The organism is Gammaproteobacteria bacterium, assembly GCA_009845905.1.
GTDB lineage: Bacteria > Pseudomonadota > Gammaproteobacteria > Steroidobacterales > Foliamicaceae > Foliamicus.
Genome location: VXYS01000013.1, coordinates 79,666 through 95,879, shown reverse-complemented (window position 1 = coordinate 95,879; position 16,214 = coordinate 79,666). Strand labels below are relative to the sequence as shown.

General features: G+C 65.6%; 14 protein-coding genes. 8 read left to right on the top strand and 6 right to left on the bottom strand.

The annotated features are described in order from the left end of the window. Nucleotides 1–27 precede the first annotated feature (27 nt). Nucleotides 28–873 (bottom strand): taurine dioxygenase, encoded by an 846-nt coding sequence (locus F4036_12105; GenBank protein MYK38484.1) that lies wholly within the window; start codon nucleotides 871–873, stop codon nucleotides 28–30. After that, a complete protein-coding gene (locus F4036_12100) occupies nucleotides 870–2,507 on the bottom strand; it encodes an amidohydrolase family protein (protein ID MYK38483.1) in 1,638 nt (545 codons plus the stop codon). The genes F4036_12105 and F4036_12100 overlap by 4 nt, the downstream gene beginning before the upstream one ends. Here F4036_12100 and F4036_12095 point away from each other — a divergent pair. From F4036_12095 to rmuC, 4 genes are read left to right on the top strand one after another with little or no spacing between them, the layout of a single operon-like run. Further along, a complete protein-coding gene (locus F4036_12095) occupies nucleotides 2,430–3,779 on the top strand; it encodes a TRZ/ATZ family hydrolase (protein ID MYK38482.1) in 1,350 nt (449 codons plus the stop codon). The genes F4036_12100 and F4036_12095 overlap by 78 nt on opposite strands. After that, nucleotides 3,776–4,495 carry a bifunctional 2-polyprenyl-6-hydroxyphenol methylase/3-demethylubiquinol 3-O-methyltransferase UbiG gene (gene ubiG / locus F4036_12090; protein ID MYK38481.1) on the top strand — a complete coding sequence of 240 codons (720 nt, stop codon included), beginning with the start codon at nucleotides 3,776–3,778 and terminating at the stop codon, nucleotides 4,493–4,495. The genes F4036_12095 and ubiG overlap by 4 nt, the downstream gene beginning before the upstream one ends. Beyond that, on the top strand, nucleotides 4,492–5,211 hold the full coding sequence (locus F4036_12085; GenBank protein MYK38480.1) for an HAD-IA family hydrolase: 720 nt from the start codon (nucleotides 4,492–4,494) through the stop codon (nucleotides 5,209–5,211). Before ubiG ends, F4036_12085 begins: the two co-directional genes overlap by 4 nt. Then, entirely contained in the window at nucleotides 5,208–6,524 is a 1,317-nt protein-coding gene (gene rmuC / locus F4036_12080) for a DNA recombination protein RmuC (GenBank protein MYK38479.1), read from the top strand. Before F4036_12085 ends, rmuC begins: the two co-directional genes overlap by 4 nt. A 19-nt stretch (nucleotides 6,525–6,543) precedes the next feature. Here the strand turns inward: rmuC and F4036_12075 are convergent, their stop codons facing one another. The 4 genes from F4036_12075 to apbC are packed head-to-tail and all read right to left on the bottom strand — an operon-like array spanning nucleotide 6,544 to nucleotide 10,000. Then, entirely contained in the window at nucleotides 6,544–7,308 is a 765-nt protein-coding gene (locus tag F4036_12075; protein MYK38478.1) for a pseudouridine synthase, read from the bottom strand. After that, nucleotides 7,305–7,958: an SMC-Scp complex subunit ScpB gene (gene scpB, locus F4036_12070; protein MYK38477.1), complete on the bottom strand. Its 654-nt coding sequence runs from the start codon at nucleotides 7,956–7,958 to the stop codon at nucleotides 7,305–7,307. The genes F4036_12075 and scpB overlap by 4 nt, the downstream gene beginning before the upstream one ends. Further along, nucleotides 7,955–8,785 (bottom strand): segregation/condensation protein A, encoded by an 831-nt coding sequence (locus tag F4036_12065; GenBank protein MYK38476.1) that lies wholly within the window; start codon nucleotides 8,783–8,785, stop codon nucleotides 7,955–7,957. Before F4036_12065 ends, scpB begins: the two co-directional genes overlap by 4 nt. Before the next feature lie 6 nt (nucleotides 8,786–8,791). Next, a complete protein-coding gene (gene apbC / locus F4036_12060; GenBank protein MYK38475.1) occupies nucleotides 8,792–10,000 on the bottom strand; it encodes an iron-sulfur cluster carrier protein ApbC in 1,209 nt (402 codons plus the stop codon). Here apbC and F4036_12055 point away from each other — a divergent pair. The 4 genes from F4036_12055 (at nucleotide 9,930) to F4036_12040 (ending at nucleotide 16,213) form a co-directional block, all read left to right on the top strand. Then, nucleotides 9,930–11,336, top strand: coding sequence for an MFS transporter (locus tag F4036_12055; protein ID MYK38474.1), 1,407 nt, complete (start codon nucleotides 9,930–9,932; stop codon nucleotides 11,334–11,336). The two genes, apbC and F4036_12055, sit on opposite strands and share 71 nt — an antisense overlap. Before the next feature lie 26 nt (nucleotides 11,337–11,362). Beyond that, nucleotides 11,363–12,775: an MFS transporter gene (locus F4036_12050; GenBank protein MYK38473.1), complete on the top strand. Its 1,413-nt coding sequence runs from the start codon at nucleotides 11,363–11,365 to the stop codon at nucleotides 12,773–12,775. Between the two features lie 148 nt (nucleotides 12,776–12,923). Beyond that, nucleotides 12,924–15,338 (top strand): TonB-dependent receptor, encoded by a 2,415-nt coding sequence (locus F4036_12045; protein MYK38472.1) that lies wholly within the window; start codon nucleotides 12,924–12,926, stop codon nucleotides 15,336–15,338. An 11-nt stretch (nucleotides 15,339–15,349) separates the two neighbouring features. Continuing rightward, nucleotides 15,350–16,213: a phytanoyl-CoA dioxygenase family protein gene (locus tag F4036_12040; GenBank protein ID MYK38471.1), complete on the top strand. Its 864-nt coding sequence runs from the start codon at nucleotides 15,350–15,352 to the stop codon at nucleotides 16,211–16,213. Nucleotide 16,214: the final 1 nt, after the last annotated feature.

Genomic DNA, 16,214 nt, shown 5'->3' with positions numbered 1-16,214 from the left:
AGGGACGCCCCCGCACGCGGTCGTTGGTCAGACCGGCGGGCGGTCGTCGTCGATGGAGACCCGGTGCATCAGGCGATGCCGGTCGCCGAAGTCGAAAACGCCCTTGTGGATCGTGCAGCGGTTGTCCCAGAAGGCTACCGAGTGCTTCTCCCAGGCGAATCGGCACTGGAACTCGGGCTGGGTGCTGTGGCGGAAAAGGAAATCCAGCAGCATGCGGCTTTCCTCCGGCTTCATGTCCTTGATGTGCGAGGTCATCAGCTCGCTCACGAACAGCGACTTGCGCCCGGTTTCCGGATGGGTGCGAACCACCGGGTGCTCGGAAGGCGGCAGCATCTTGCGCATCTGCGCGAAGCCTTCCGGACCCAGGCGTTCAAGCAGGGTCTCGAGATTGCGGTAGGCGTTGTCGTTGACCGCGGTCAGCCCCGACAGGAACGACTGCATGCTGCCGGAAAGATCCTCGTAGGCCGCGTACATGTTCGCCCAGACCGTATCGCCGGCGCCCTCGGGCACTTCCAGCGCGTACAGCACCGATCCGCGCGACGGAACCGGCAGAAAGGCCGCGTCGCAATGCCAGGTGATGTCGGTCACGTCGCGGCTGTAGAGGCCGGGGTATTCCTGAACGAAGACGCCGGTCGTCCCCTCGAGGGTGGGCATGAAGCCGGCCTTGGTGAGTTCGCCGAAATTCGCGGCGAAGTCCTCGTGCTGCCGCGGGGTCATTTCCTGGTCGCGGAAGAACAGCACCTGGTATTCCAGCCAGGCGGAACGGATTTCGCCGAGGGTCGCTTCGTCCAGGGGCCGCGAGATGTCCACGCCGCTCACCGTCGCGCCGAAGGTGCCGGTTACGGGCCGCACCGCAATGTGTTCGTACGTCATATCGGGGTGCTCCAGGGCACATCCGGATCTTCCGCCAGCGGCCCTTCGTGCACCCAGCCGTATTGCGTGTTGCTGGGTTGAGGCCCGCTTTCCAGGTAGGCCGCCCGCATCCGGCTGAGCCGGTCGCCCGGTATCGCCTCCAGCGCGGCCGGCACGTCGATGCCGTACATGCGCGCCGAGTTCAGGCCCAGGATCAGCTCCTTGTCCTCGCGTGTGAGCGCGGGATAGCCGTGCTTTTCCTGCAGTGCCTCGGGAATCTCGAAGCGGCGGAAGGCCTCGATCTGCCACTGCGGCGATCCCCACCAGATCGAATCGGTGCCCCAGATCACGTGATCGCTGCCGAAGGCCTTGAGGATCTGGCCCAAAAGATGGCTGCAGATTTCAGGATGGGTGATCGCCGTATGCCCGAAAACACTTCCCAGCTCCATGTAGACGTTGGTCATCCCGGGCGTTTCCAGGCGGTCCTTCACGATATCGGAGGTCCACACCAGGTAGCCGTTGCCGTCGATGCCGGTGGCGCCGGCCGCCAGTTCGTTGACGAGGTTTTTGAATCCCGAGTGATAGACGATGAAGTTCAGGTCCGGCCAGTCCAGCGCGGCCTTCCGGATGTCCCAGGGCCGGCAATATTCGGGGTCGGTGCCGACTATGGGAAGGCCCTTGTGCACCGAAATATTGGTGATTCCCAGCTTGAGCGCCAGTTCGTAGAACGGATAGGCGACCTCCTCGTCGTCCATCCGCCAGGGATTGACCGGCACGCCCGTGTAGCACTTCCAGCCGTCCACCTTGAGTTCCACGGCCTGGCGCTCGATTTCCTCCAGGCCGCCGGCCACGTTGGGCGCCGCCAGCCCATGGCTCAACATGCGTTGCGAGCCCGCAAGCTCGTTGATGGTCCGCCGGGTCTCCACCATCATGTCCACGGGAAGGATGTTGTAGCGGTCGTCGCCGAGGGGCGCGCCGCTGATGATTCCCATCGTGGTTTCGCTGTCCAGGAAGACTTCCTTGGTGAAGTTCTCCAGCTGCAGGTCCTCGCGCCCGGGCTTGACGCCCACCAGGTCCGGATTCAGGTTGAACATGCCGGCCAGCCGACGAAAACCCAGCGGGCCGACGATTCCCTCCTTCACGTGGTGAAGCTGGGCGTCGAATATGAAATCGGGCCAGGATTCCCGTTCGGCCCCGGCCTCCGAGGCCTCCGCCCAATCGACCAGAAAATACCGGCCGAAGACCTCGTTCATGGCCAGGAAAGCCGCGGCCATGCCGGCGGCGCTGCCCAGATATTGCCTGCGGCTCATTCTGCGCCTGCCGGCCAGCCGGTCCGCCAGTTCGAAAATCCGCCGTTCCACGCGCCGCTGGTCCTCCGACTGCGGCATCGGGATGTACTCCTCGTTGGATACCACCTGTGTCGGGATCGGCGTGCGCCGCCCCTGTTGCCGGTCCTTGTCGCTCTTGCGTATCCACATAAGCCCGTCCCCCGGGAAAACAGGAAGAAAAGTATATGCGCCGACGGGCCGGGCGCCGGTACAATTTCTACCGGCTCCTCGCGCGTTCCGGGCGCACCAATGCAAGCACCCGACTTCCTGTTTCTCCCCCGCTGGATACTGCCGGTCGAACCTGCCGGCGCGGTGCTTGAGGACCATGCTCTGGCGGTGCGCGGCGAGCGGATTGCCGCGCTGCTGCCGGGCGCCGAGGCGATACGCCGCTGGCCGCTGGCCACGCGGGTAGAGCGCCCCGACCATGTCGTCCTCCCGGGCCTGGTGAATGCGCACACCCACGCCGGAATGACCCTGCTGCGCGGCCTCGCCGACGACACCCCCCTGCAGGAATGGCTCGAGAATCACATCTGGCCGGCCGAGGCCCGGCATCTGAGCGAGGACTACGTGCGCGCCGGAACGGAGCTGGCGCTGGTCGAGATGGTGCGGTCCGGAACGACCTGCTTCGCCGACATGTATTTCTTCCCCGACGCCGGCGCCGAAGTGGCCGTGAGCCGCGGGGTGCGAATGGCGGTGGGCCTGCCCATGGTCGATTTCCCCAATCGCTGGGCGGGGGACCGGCAGGCATCGCTTCGCAAGAACGCGGATCTCTATGGACGATACCGGGGGGAGGCGGGCATCTCGTTCACGATGGCCCCGCACGCGCCCTACTCGGTCGACGATTCGGGGCTCGCTCTGTGCGCGAAACTGGCCGAGGAGCGCGATATACCCATACACATTCACGTCCATGAGACCGCGGGCGAAATCGCCGAATCGCTGCAGCGGCACGGATGCCGGCCGCTCGACCGACTGGGCCGGCTGGGCGTGGTCAATGAACGCCTGATGGCGGTCCATGCGACCCAGCTTGAGGAGAAGGAAATCGCCCTACTGGCCGAGCGGGGCTGCTCGGTCGTGCATTGCCCGCAATCGAACCTGAAACTCGCGAGCGGCTTTGCTCCCGTCGAAACGCTGCTTGCCGCCGGCATCAACGTTGCCCTGGGCACGGACAGCACGGGCAGCAACAACGATCTAGACCTGCTGGAAGAAATGCAGACCGCCGCGCTGCTCGCCAAGGGGGTGTCAGGCAATGCCGGGGCCGTCTCCGCGGCCGAGGCGCTGGAAATGGCGACGCTGGCCGGGGCCAGGGCGCTCGGTCTGGACGGTGAAATCGGCTCGCTGCGGCCGGGAAAGGCCGCGGATTTCGTTGCACTGGACCTGTCGGCGGCCAATACGCAGCCTGTCTACGACCCGGCCTCGCAGCTGGCCTATTCCGGCAAGTCCTCGCAGATCACCGATGTCTGGGTACGCGGGAAAGCTTTGATGGAGGCCGGCAGGCTTGGCTGGGACGACGAGGACGATATCCTGGCGCGGGCGCGCGAGTGGGGAGCGAGAATCGGACGCGCGGGCGCCGGCCCGGCCGCGGCCACGGAAATGCAATGAACGAAGAAACAACCCAACCCAACGCCGACGCGGCCGAGCTCGAGCGCTTTGCCGCGATGGCGGCGCAATGGTGGGACCCGAACGGTCCGAACCGGCCCCTGCACGCCATGAACCCCGTTCGGGTCCGGTACATCGCCGAACGCGCCGGGGGCCTCGCCGGCAGGAACTGCCTGGATGTCGGCTGCGGCGGAGGGCTACTGAGCGAATCGCTGGCGACCGAGGGAGCGGAATCCGTTTTGGGGCTCGATGCGTCCGCCGAGATGCTCGAGGTTGCCCGCCTGCATGCGGAAGCCGGCAGCCTGAAAAACCTGGAATACCGCCTGGGCGCCGCGGAGGAACTTGAGGGCGAGTTCGATGTCGTCTGCTGCCTGGAGGTGCTCGAACACGTGCCGCGGCCCGGTGAACTGCTGGCCGAATGCGCCCGGCTGACGCGCCCCGGCGGCCACGTCTTTGTCTCGACCCTGAACCGCACCCTGGCGGCATTCGCGCTGGGCATCGTCAGCGCGGAATACGTGCTGGGCCTGTTGCCGCGCGGCACGCACCGTTACGAGAAGTTCATACGCCCGTCCGAACTGGAGGCCTGGGCGCGCGCCGCGGGCCTGAGCGCGCGGGACTTTACCGGACTTCAATACAATCCCCTGCACGGAAGCTTCCGGCGCAGCAGCAACATCGACGTGAACTACATCGCCCACTTCACCAGGACGGCCGGCGCATGAGCGCGGCGAATCCCCGGGTAGGCGCGGTCCTGTTCGACCTGGACGGGACCCTGGTCGATTCCGCCCCCGACCTGGTGGGTTGCGTGCAGGAAATCATGCGCGAGCGCGGGACGCGGCCGGTGCCGTTCAAGAGAATGCGCCAGTTCGTGTCCAGGGGCATGCGGGGAATGCTGACGGCCGCTTACGGCGCCGATTTCATCGACAGCGAGGAATACCCCGAGGTGCTGGAGCGCTGCCTGAAGCTGTATTCGGGTCGCCTGGCGGAGCGGTCGCGGCTGTTTCCGGGCATGCGCCGGGTGCTGGACGGTCTCGCCGGCCGGCAGATACCGTGGGGAGTGGTCACGAACAAGCCGGAATACCTGACCCGGCCTCTGCTCGAGGCGCTGGACCTGGCGGACGAATGCGCGGTGGCCGTGGGCGGCGGCACCACCACCCACAACAAGCCGCACCCCGAGCCCATGATCTTCGCGGCCGACCGGCTTGCCGTGAAGCCGCGCGCCTGCGTCATGCTGGGCGACGACCCCCGCGACATTCAGGCCGCGCGCAGCGCCGGCATGACCGGACTGGCCGCGGCCTGGGGTTACTTTCCGCCGGAAGAAGACCTGGGGGCCTGGGGCGCAGCCGCCGTCCTGCAATCGCCCCGGGACCTCCTGGGCTGGATCGACGAACAGGGCGCCACCGCGAGTGCCGGCGCGGCCGCGCCACGCGCAGCATGAGCGTTACCGTTTTCCTAAGCGTGTTGGGCGCGCTCGCCGCCGGCGCATTGTTCGGCATGTTCTGGCAGCGTTCGCGCGGCCAGTCCGCGATCGCGCGTAAGGAAGCGCAGCTGGCGGAATCCCAGGCGCAATTGCGTGAGCAGAAGGCCGCGGAGCAAGCCCGCGAGGAAAGCCGCCGCGCGGCCGACGAGCAGTTCCAGGGGCAGTTGAAGGCGTTGGCCCGCGAGGCGCTGAGCCAGAGTCAGAAGGACTTTCTCGATCTGGCGCAACAGGCCTTCGGCAAGGCGCGGTCGGAATCCAGTGCCGACCTGGAGAAGCGCCAGCAGGCCATTGAGGCGCTGGTCAAGCCGATCAACGAGAGCCTCAAGCAGACCCGCAAGACCCTGACCGACATGGAAAAGGAACGGGCCGAGGCCCAGGGCCAGTTGCGCGAACAGATTCAGGCCATGGCTTCCGGCAACAAGGAGCTGCGGGACACGACCCGCAGCCTGGTCACCGCCTTGCGTCGCCCGGAAGTGCGGGGCCAGTGGGGTGAAATGCAACTGCGGCGGCTGGTGGAGATCGCGGGCATGCAGGAACACTGCGATTTCGCCGAACAGCCGCAGGGCCCGGAGGGCAGGACCCGGCCGGACATGATCGTCCGTCTGCCCGACGGCGGTCAGCTGGTGGTGGACGCCAAGACGCCGCTGGATGCCTACCTGAGCGCGGTGGAGGCCGACGACGAGGACGGCCGCACGGCTCTGCTGGCCCAGCATGCAGCCAACGTGGAGGAACAGGTCAAGCGGCTGGCTTCCAAGGAATACTGGGACCAGTTCGAACGCAGCCCGGACTTCGTGGTGATGTTCGTGCCCGGCGACCACTTCCTGGCGGCAGCCGGCGACCAGCGGCCGGACCTGCTGGAAAAAGCGCTGCGCGCGCGCGTGATCCTGGCAACGCCGACTTCGATGATGGCGCTGCTGCGGGTCACGGCCTATGGCTGGCGGCAACTGGCGCTGGCCGAGAACGCCGAGGAAATCTCACGACTGGCCGCGACGCTGCATGAGCGCGTGGCGGTCTTCAGCGGGCATGTCGGACGGCTGGGAAATCAGCTCAATACCGCGATCGGAACCTATAACAGCGCCGTAAGTTCGTTCAGGAGCCGCTTGCTCCCGGCTTTGGAAAGAATGAACAGGGCCGGTGTCGAGAAGACCAGGGAAATCGAGGCGCCCGAGGAAGTGGCCACGGCCGCCACGCCGATGCTGGCGAACGAAAGCCCGACGGAATCGCCTGCCGAAACCGAATCGCAGCCGGAGCCCGCCCCAAAGCCCCACTAAGCCTAAGAGCGAGGATGTTTTAGCCCTGGGAGCGAGGACGTCTCGTCCTCGCGGAGGGCGGGACGCCCTCCCCCCCGATGTCCAGGTGCCTGGGTTCGATTTCGCGCCACTGGCCGCGAGGCAGGTCCCGCGGCAACCGCACCGGACCGTAGCGGACCCGTATCAGTCGGCTTACCGCGTGGCCCTGCGAGCTCCAGAGACGGCGCACGACGCGGTGGCGGCCTTCGCTCAGCGTTACCCGGTACCAGCGATTGGCGCCGCTGCCTCCCTGTTCGACCAGCGCGTCGAAGCGCGCGGGACCGTCTTCGAGCATCACGCCCCCGGTCAGGCGGCGTAACGCCTGCGCACCCGGTTGCCCCAGGACCCGGACCAGGTATTCGCGCTCCACGCCGAACGACGGGTGCATCAGCCGGTGGGCCAGTCCGCCGTCGGTGGTCAGCAGCAGCAGCCCGCTGGAGTTCAGATCGAGGCGGCCAACCGCCACCCAGCGGCGGCCCTTGAGCCGCGGCAGCGCGGCAAACACGGTCGGGTGACGGGCGTGGCGGTCGCGCGTGACCAGTTCGCCTTCGGGCTTGTTGTATACGATGACCCGCGGCGCCCCGGAATTGCCCCGCGGCACCTGCAACAGCCGCCCGTCCAGGCGAAACTTCTCGCCGCCGTCAACCTTGAGCCCCGGCGTGGCCCGCTGCCCGTTTACGCTGAGCCGGCCGGCTGCGATCCAGGCTTCCACTTCGCGGCGGGAGGCCACACCGGCCGCCGCAAGGTACTTCTGGACCCGAATCAATCGGGGGCGGGTTCTGCTTCGCCGGGACCGGAGCCGCCGTCGAAGAGGCCCGCGACCCGCTCTCCGGCGCCATCGGAGGCGTCTGGAGAACCGCTTCCCGGAGGAGCGGCGGCGGGCGCATCGTCCGGGGACGCGAATTCGCCGGCCGAGGGCAGATCGTCGAGGCGCTTGAGTCCGAAATAGTCCATGAAATCCCCGGTCGTGCCGTAAAGCGCGGGCCGGCCCGGCGTTTCGCGATGGCCCACCACCTCGATCCAGTTGCGCTCCATGAGCGTGCGCATGATGTGGCCGCTCAGGCGCACGCCGCGCAATTCCTCGATCTCCGCCCGGGTGATCGGCTGCCGATAGGCGATCGCCGCCAGGCTCTCAAGCAGCGCGCGCGAAAACCTCGGGGGACGGAACCGCTCCAGCTTCGCCAGCCGCTCCGCGGCCACGCCGCCGGTCTGCACCCGCCAGCCTCCGGCTACCTCCTTCAATTCGATTTCCCGTCCGGCGTAGTCCCGTTCCAGGTCGCCCAGGGCCTTGAGCACTTCGTCTTCGCCCACTTTCTCCAGCGGATCGAACAGGTTCAGGAGTTGCGTCATGTTGAGGGGCCGTCCCGCCCCCAGCAATGCCGCCTCGACCAGGTTGCGCGTATCCGGTGCGTTCACTTGGCGGCGTCCTTGCCTTGCCGTGGACCGCTGACGTAGATCGGCGCAAACGGCTCATTCTGGACCGCCTGCAGGCCGTTGTCGCGAACCAGTTCCAGCACGGCCGAAAACGTCACGGCCGCGCCCATGCGTCCCTCCGAGGGATCGAACAGCTCGGTGAATTCCGTAAATTCGCTGCCGGAGACCTGCTTGAGAATGTCCGACATGCGCTCGCGCACCGACAGCTGTTCGGTCTGCACCGCCCAGCCCCCGCTGAAGCGCACCCGCTCGATCACGCGGGCGTAGGCCAGCGCCAGCTCGTTGAGCGTCGCCTGGGGCAGTTCCCGCGGCCGCTGGTCCTCAAGCGCGTCCACGCTGGCCTGAAACGCGTCGCGCTCCTGGCGGGGAAGCTCTTCCAGGCCGGCGGCCAGCTGCTTGAGGCGTTCGTATTCCAGCAGGCGCTCGAACAGTCGGGCCCGCGGATCCTCCTCGTCCTCTTCCTCCAGCGGCAGTTGCGGCACCAGCATGCGGGACTTGATCTCAGCCAGGGTTGCGGCCATGACGAGATACTCGCCGGCCAGTTCAAGCTCCATCTCCTGCATCAGTTCGATGTACTGCGCGTATTGCTCGCAAATGTCGGTTATCGGAACGTCCATGATGTCGAGATCATGGCGGCGTATCAGGTAGAGCAGCAGGTCCAGCGGTCCCTCGAAGGACTGCAGGAACACGCGCAGGGCTTCCGGCGGGATGAAAAGGTCGGCGGGCGCCTCCACGTACGGCTCGCCCGAGACGACCGCCAGGCTCGCCGCGGCGGCGGGCTCCTCGAACAGTTGTTGTTTATCGGCCATCGTCGATCAGTCGGACTCTACTACTATTTTAGGGAATGCCGTCTTCGCGCCGCGGGACATGCCCGCCAGTCGCGCCGCCGCGGCCCTCGACAGCGCCCGGTAATCGCCCCCGCCGTCGGGCTCCGAAGGCGCCACCAATCGTCCGTCGTCGGTGGCCGCGCGCACGCCTGCGGACAAAGGCAGTTGCGCCAGCAGCGGCAGGTCGAACTCGCCGGCCAGCCTCGCGCCTCCGCCTTCGCCGAACAGCGCTTCGGTGTGGCCGCAGTGCGGGCAGACATACGCACTCATGTTTTCCACCACGCCCAACACCGGCACGTTGACCTTGCGGAACATCGCGATGCCCTTGCGGGCGTCGGCGACCGCCAGCTCCTGCGGTGTGGTCACGACCACTGCCCCCGCCAGCGGCACGCGCTGCGACAGCGTCAACTGGATGTCGCCGGTGCCCGGCGGCATGTCCACAATGAGGTAGTCCAGGTCCTTCCAGCGGGTCTGGCCGAGCAACTGCATCAGCGCCTGCGTCACCATCGGGCCGCGCCATACCACCGGGCTTCTCGTATCGACCAGAAAACCGATGGAACTGGCCTGCAGGCCGTGCGCCCGCAAGGGCTCGAAGCTCTTGCCGTCGGTGCTGCGCGGCCGTTCGCCCTCCAGTCCAAGCATCCGCGGCACGCTGGGACCGTAGATGTCGGCGTCCAGGATTCCGGTGGCGGCGCCGTCCATCGCCAGCCCCACGGCCAGGTTGGCCGCCACCGTGGACTTGCCCACGCCGCCCTTGGCCGAAGCTACCGCGATGATGTTCCTGACATGCTCCAGCCTCTGCACCTGCGGCGGTACCGCGTGCGCCGCAATCTCCGTGCGAACCGCCACCTCTTCCGCGGACGTGACTTCACGGACCCGCGCCTGCAACTCTTCGACAAACCCGTCGCAGGGAAAACCCACGGTCAACTCGATCGCGCGGCCTCCGTTTCGCGCGCGAACGCGGCCCCCTGCCTCGCCCAGCGTCAACCCGCCGAACGGGGCCTCGACGCCCAAAACCGCCGTTTCCAGGTCTCTGGTCACTGATCCTCCCCGGGAAATGGCCTGATTGTAAGTGCCGACAGGCAAGTCAGCCGCTAGACTCCCGGTAGTTTCGTCCGACAACGCAATGAAGAACAGGAATACACCGCCGCACGATTTAACGACCGCCGATGGCGCTCTCCCGCAGAGCCTGCGCATGAACTTCGGCACCGGCGCGATGGGCATGGCCGTCATCCTGAACACGATGGGTGGCGTATTCCCGCCGTTCATGACCAACTTTCTTGGAATAGGCGCGGGAGCGGCGGCCACGCTGCTGCTGGTCTCCAAGCTGTACGACATGGTGACCGACCCCCTGATGGGCGTGATCAGCGACCGGACGGCGACGCGATGGGGCCGCCGCCGGCCGTTCCTGATGCTGGGAGGCGCCATCAGCGCCATCGGTCTCGCACTCGTTTTCAATCCTCCGGCCATAGGCAGCCAGGCGTGGCTCATCGCCTATGTGCTGGGGGCGCTGCTGGTCACGTATACCGGCTACACGCTGTTCAATATTCCGTACATGGCCATGCCCGCCGAGATGACCCGCAGCTACCACGAACGCACGACGCTGATGTCGCACCGGGTCGTCTTCCTCAATATCGGCGCACTGATCGCCGTGACCGCGTTTGCGCTTGTCGAGTGGCTGGGAAACGACCGGGCCGCTCACGGAATCATGGGCTCGGCGTTCGGGATGCTCATTTTTCTGGGGTCGGCCTATTGCTTCTTCGGCACCGCGTCGGCGAAACAGACGTTCCAGAAGGAGCATGCCTATTCGATCGGCACGCAAATCCGGACCGCGTTCAGGAACAGGCCGCTGATGCTTCTGCTCGGGGCCAAGTTCTGCCAGTTGCTGGCGGTGTCGCTCTCAAGCGCGACGGGGGTCTATTTCAAGGTCGTGATCCTCGGGCTCAGCTACCAGCTCACGACCTTGTACCTGTATACCAGCAGCGTGGTCATCATTGCGTTCATTCCCCTCTGGAACATGGCTTCGCGCAGGCACGGCAAACGGCTGACCTACATGGCCGCCAGCGCCGGCTACGCGCTGGTTACGCTGACCTGGCTGCTGGCCACGGCGGACGATCCCCTGGCGTATGTCTTCATCCGAGCGGTACTGCTCGGCATCTGCGCCAGCGGCGTTCTGGTGCTGGGGGCGGCGCTATTGCCGGACGCCGTCGAGTACGACTTCCTCAAGACCGGAATGCGCCGCGAGGGCACGCTGTCCTCCTTCTATTCGACCATGGAAAAGCTGGCGTTCGCGATCGGCCCGGCGCTGGCGCTCTACTTCCTGAGCTGGTTCGGCTACCAGGCCGGCACGGAAGGCATGCAAATCGAGCAGCCGCAAAGCGCCATCATCGCGATCTATATCGGCGCGGGCCTGACGCCGGCCGCACTGTACGGGCTCAGCCTGATATTCCTGTTCAATTACGACCTTTCGGAAGACCGGCTCAAGGAGCTGCGCGGCCGGCCGCCCGGCTCCGTCCCCGAAGCGAGCGGCTAAACTGCCCTCCACAGTCAGGGGGAGCCATGGCAATACAAGAGCACACGACCGGGTCGCCCGCGCCTGAAGCGACGGAAGCGGAAGGCGCAGTCTCAAGAGGACTGCGCATCAACTTCGGCGCCGGCGCGCTGGGCATGGCGGTGGTCCTGAATACGCCGGCCGGCATCCTCGCGCCCTTCATGACCAACTTTCTGGGAATAGGCGCCACCACCGTGGCCACCCTGCTGCTGTCCTCCAAGCTCTACGACGTAGTCACCGATCCGCTGATGGGGATCATCAGCGACCGTACCCAAAGCCGCTGGGGCCGCCGCCGGCCGTTTCTTTTCCTGGGCGGGATAATTGCCGCCGCAGGCTTCGCGCTGGCATTCAACCCGCCGGAGTTCGCCAGCCAGACGCCGCTGATCGCCTTCATGCTCGCGGCGTTGCTGCTGACCTATACCGGCTACACCGTCTTCAATATTCCTTACCTGGCGATGCCCGCCGAAATGACGGGCAGCTATCACGTGCGGACCTCGCTCATGGCCCACCGGATCGCGTTCGTAAACGTCGGCGGTCTGATCTCGGTCTTCTCTTTCGCGCTGGTCGAATACCTCGGCAACGATCGCGGCGCGCACGGCACGATGGCGTGGATCTATGCGGCGTTGATCGTGCTTCCATCGATTTATTGCTTCTTCGGCACGGCGCCGGCCAGACAGACGGTCAGCGTCAAGAAGACTTACCCGATAGGAACGCAGATCAGGACGGCCTTCGACAACCGGCCGCTTCTCCTGCTGCTGGGCGCCAAGCTCGGCCAGCTGCTGGGCCTGGCGACGGCCGGCGTGACCGGCGTGTATTTCAAGGTCGTGATCCTGGGAATGAGCTACACGCTTACGACCGTCTACCTGGTCACGATTACCGTCGTCATCATTCTGGTACTGCCGCTGTGGAGCCGCGCCTCGCGGAAATACGGCAAACGGTCGATCTACATGATCTGCACCGCGGGCTATGCACTCGTGACGGCTTCCTGGCTGCTCGCCACGGCCCAGGACCCCCTGTCCTACGTATTCGTGCGCGCCGTCTTCCTGGGCATATTCGGCAGCGGCGTGCTGGTCATGGGCCCGTCCCTGCTGCCGGATGCCGTGGAATACGATTACCTGAAGACCGGCATGCGCCGCGAGGCCACGATTTCCGCCTTCTATACGACCGTCGAGAAATTCTCCTTCGCGATCGGACCGGCGCTGGCGCTCTATATCCTGGGGTGGTTCGGCTACCAGGCGGGCACCGAGGGCATGCAGGCCGAGCAACCCGCCAGCGCAATCACGGCGATTTACATCGGCGCGGGCCTGGTGCCGGCCGCCCTCTACGGGCTCAGCCTCATATTCCTGTTCAAGTACGACCTCTCGGAGGAGAAACTCAAGGCGGCGCGGGCGGCCTCGGGAGCAGCGCGCGAAACCGTATAGCCCGGGGACGTCTGATAAGATCGGGGACGGGCGTTGCGCTCGCCGCGGCTCCGGGACATTGGGGACTTTGCGCTGCGGCGGCGCCAACGATTCACATCTGCGCCGGCCGGATTGGACCCCGAGCGGCCTTTCATCCCGGGAGCCCACTATGAGAACACTCATTACCAAGTCCGTCCTGGCGGCCACGTCACTGACGCTTTTGCCTTTTGGCGCGATCCAGACCCCGGCACTGGCCCAGGAGGCCGTCCTGGAAGAAATCATCGTCACGGCGCGCAAGCGCGAGGAGAGCCTTTTCGATATCCCGGTCGCGATCACCGCGATTTCCGGAGAGCAGATCGAGAATTTCGGACTCAGCGACCTGCAGGACATCGCCAAGATCGTGCCCGGCCTGACCTTCGACCGCTCGGTCACGCAGAATGACTACGCGCCGGCCCTGCGCGGTCTGCAGGCGGAACAGGGCCGCAACAGCGTAGGCCTTTTGATCGACGACATCGATATTTCATCGCAGAACGTCCAGGTGGCCGGCGGCGGGAGCCTCGCGCGCCTGCGGCTGGTGGACATCGAGCGGATCGAGGTCGTGAAGGGCCCGCAGGCGGCCCTGTACGGACGCTCCGCATTCGGCGGCGCGGTGAACTACATCACCAAGCGCCCGAGCCTGGACGAGTACGATCTCAAGGCCACGCTCGAGGCGCACAGCGAGTCCGGCCAGGAGATCAGGGTCTCCGGCGGAGCGCCGGTGGTCGAGGACGCGTTCGGCGTGCGCGTCAACGCTTACTGGTTCGATGAGCGCGGTTCCTACAAGAACACCGTGTCCGACGACTACGTGGGCGGCGGCGACGGCATGGGTATTTCGGCCGCATTCCTGCTACAGGCAAGCGAGAACTTTTCCGTTTACGGGCGGCTGGAATACTCCGAAGAGAGCTACGCGCCCCAGGCCGCGTTCGTGATCAACGGCAACACCACCGTGAACCTTAATGAAGGCGCGCAAGCCGTGATCACCGGAAACCCCACCACCACCCGGATCTTCTCCGGGCCGCTGGTGGACGGTCCCATCCGCTTCGACATCAATCACCGCACCGGCGAGGACTACAAGGGCATGGACGTCGAGTATTTCCGCGCCACGACCATCGCCGACTGGGACGCCGGCAGCTTCGGGATCAAGTCGCTGACCAGCTGGGTGGACTCGAACGACGACATCTTCCAGGACAACGATTTCGTGAGCGGATCGGTAAACGGCAGGGTAGTCGGAGCCTTCCAGGAAACCGAACGGATCAATGACACTGTGCAGTTCAGCCAGGAGGTGCGGATCTTCTCGCAGACGGACAGCCGTTTCCAGTGGCTTCTGGGAGCCTTGTACTGGAAGGAGGACGTGGACCAGTTCGGCAGCAACGACACCGGACTTGCCCTCGGGCCAATCCTCGATTCCGACGTCCACGCCTTCTACGACACGCGCGATGGCGAGGGCCGCAACGTCAGCCGCTATACGGACCACCAGTCGGTATTCGCCTGGTCGGAGTATGCGATTTCCGAAAAGCTGTTCGCTTCCGCCGAAATCCGCTACACGGACGAGGAAATTGAGCACATACTGGACTTCGACCCGCCGTTCAATTTCTTCTTCGGCGTGATCTCGCTGGGCGGAGCAGCACCGCCGATACTCAGTTCGTTCGGCATGGTCACCGGCGTTCACAGCGAGACGATCATGGAGAGTTACGCCATTCCCCGGGTCGCGCTCAGCTACCGGCCGGACGAGAACCTCAACCTATACGGCGCGATCGGAAAGGGGACCAAACCCTCCGGTTTCCAGGACGGCGCGGTTTTCTCGCTCGACCGGCCCTTCGACCGCGAAACCCTTTGGTCGTATGAAGTCGGCGCCAAGATGCTGCTGATGGGCGGCGCGCTGGCCTTCAACGCGGCCGGGTTCTACCAGGACTACACCGATCAGCAGGTCTCCTCGCAGATCTTCAATGAAGAAGCCCAGCAGTTGCAGCCGGTGATCGAGAACGCCGGTAAATCGACGATCTGGGGGCTTGAGTTCGAGGGCAACTGGCGGGCTTCGGAAGAATTGACCCTGTCCGGCGCCTACACCTACATCAACGGGGAGTTCAACAATTTCCGGGTGCTCTCCACCAGCGCATCGCGGATCGGCGAGAGCGGCTGCGAATTCCAGGACTTTGGCGCGGCCGGGAAGCGATGCCTGCTGATCAAGGACGGCAACCGGCCGGCGGACCTGCCCGAGCATCAGCTGAATCTCAACGGCAACTACACGGCCAACCTGAACGGCAACTGGGACTGGTTCGCGGATATGAGCGCACGCTACACATCCGAGCGCTTCGTATCGTCCGCCAATGTGGCGACGCAGGACGCTTACTGGCGGGTGGACGGCCAGCTCGGGGTCCGCAGCGAGAGCATGCGCGCCGCGCTCTACGTGGACAACCTGCTGGATGACGACACCGTGACCGACGGCAACCTGTACGTGGACTTCTTCAACGGGTTCGCGCCGTCCGGATTCGGCTACCGTCCGATCCCGCGGATCGTGGGTCTGCGGGTCAGCTACAGCATGTAGGGGCTCTCGACATGCACCCGAAGGTTACGCAGGAAATCATCGACGCCTACAAGGAAGTAGGCGTGGCCCATGTGCCGGGCGTTTTTTCCAGCGAGTGGGTGGCGCTAATGACGCAAGCCATCGATTCGGTCGTCGCCGGGCTGCGCGACGGCTCGCTTGTTTTCGGGCCCCACGAGACCATGCGCGACGTGGAATTCGAGGACCACGACGGCTACGTGCGGCTGGTCAACGCCTACTGGCGGGTGCCGGAGATGCAGGCGCTGGTGGAGGAGTGCGGCTGCGCCGAGATCGTCGCCGACGTGATCGGCTCGGACGAAATGCGCGCCTGGGTGGACGGCACGTTCCTGAAGGAAGGCAACAAGGACGAAACGGCCACGCCCTGGCACAACGACGAGTGCCTGTTTCCGTTTTCCGGCGAACACAGCCCGTCGATGTGGGTGGCCCTGACCGACATGGGTCCCGACAATGCGCCTCTGCTGACGCTGGCCGGCTCCAACAGGGACCCGCACCGCTATATAAGTTCCTGGGCGCTCGAGGGCGCCGAGCGGCCGCCCAATTTCCACCCCTGGTCGGAGCTGCTGGAGCGGGTTGCCGCGCCGGACGCGGACATCCGCGTCTGGGAAGCGCGCGCGGGCGACATGCTGATCATCCACCCGAAGACGATCCACGCCTCCAAACCGCGCACGGCCGGCTACGCGGGCCGCCGCCTCGGATTCTCGCTGCGCTGGATCGGCAGCGACATCCGCTACCAGGTCAATCCGACGGCAAGAAAGAACCCGTTCGAGGGCAGCGAGTTGCTGAAAGAGGGCGAACGCCTTCCCGATTCGCTGATGCCCGTGACCTGGCGCCGGCCGCCCCGAAAGAAAGCCGCCTGAG

Excerpts from the sequence above, each read along its gene's own strand:
- F4036_12105 (MYK38484.1), bottom strand. The coding sequence starts at position 873 with ATGACGTACGAACACATTGCGGTGCGGCCCGTAACCGGCACCTTCGGC.
- F4036_12095 (MYK38482.1), top strand. The coding sequence starts at position 2,430 with ATGCAAGCACCCGACTTCCTGTTTCTCCCCCGCTGGATACTGCCGGTC.
- F4036_12100 (MYK38483.1), bottom strand. The coding sequence starts at position 2,507 with ATGGTCCTCAAGCACCGCGCCGGCAGGTTCGACCGGCAGTATCCAGCG.
- ubiG (MYK38481.1), top strand. The coding sequence starts at position 3,776 with ATGAACGAAGAAACAACCCAACCCAACGCCGACGCGGCCGAGCTCGAG.
- F4036_12085 (MYK38480.1), top strand. The coding sequence starts at position 4,492 with ATGAGCGCGGCGAATCCCCGGGTAGGCGCGGTCCTGTTCGACCTGGAC.
- rmuC (MYK38479.1), top strand. The coding sequence starts at position 5,208 with ATGAGCGTTACCGTTTTCCTAAGCGTGTTGGGCGCGCTCGCCGCCGGC.
- F4036_12065 (MYK38476.1), bottom strand. The coding sequence starts at position 8,785 with ATGGCCGATAAACAACAACTGTTCGAGGAGCCCGCCGCCGCGGCGAGC.
- F4036_12055 (MYK38474.1), top strand. The coding sequence starts at position 9,930 with ATGAAGAACAGGAATACACCGCCGCACGATTTAACGACCGCCGATGGC.
- apbC (MYK38475.1), bottom strand. The coding sequence starts at position 10,000 with ATGCGCAGGCTCTGCGGGAGAGCGCCATCGGCGGTCGTTAAATCGTGC.
- F4036_12050 (MYK38473.1), top strand. The coding sequence starts at position 11,363 with ATGGCAATACAAGAGCACACGACCGGGTCGCCCGCGCCTGAAGCGACG.
- F4036_12045 (MYK38472.1), top strand. The coding sequence starts at position 12,924 with ATGAGAACACTCATTACCAAGTCCGTCCTGGCGGCCACGTCACTGACG.
- F4036_12040 (MYK38471.1), top strand. The coding sequence starts at position 15,350 with ATGCACCCGAAGGTTACGCAGGAAATCATCGACGCCTACAAGGAAGTA.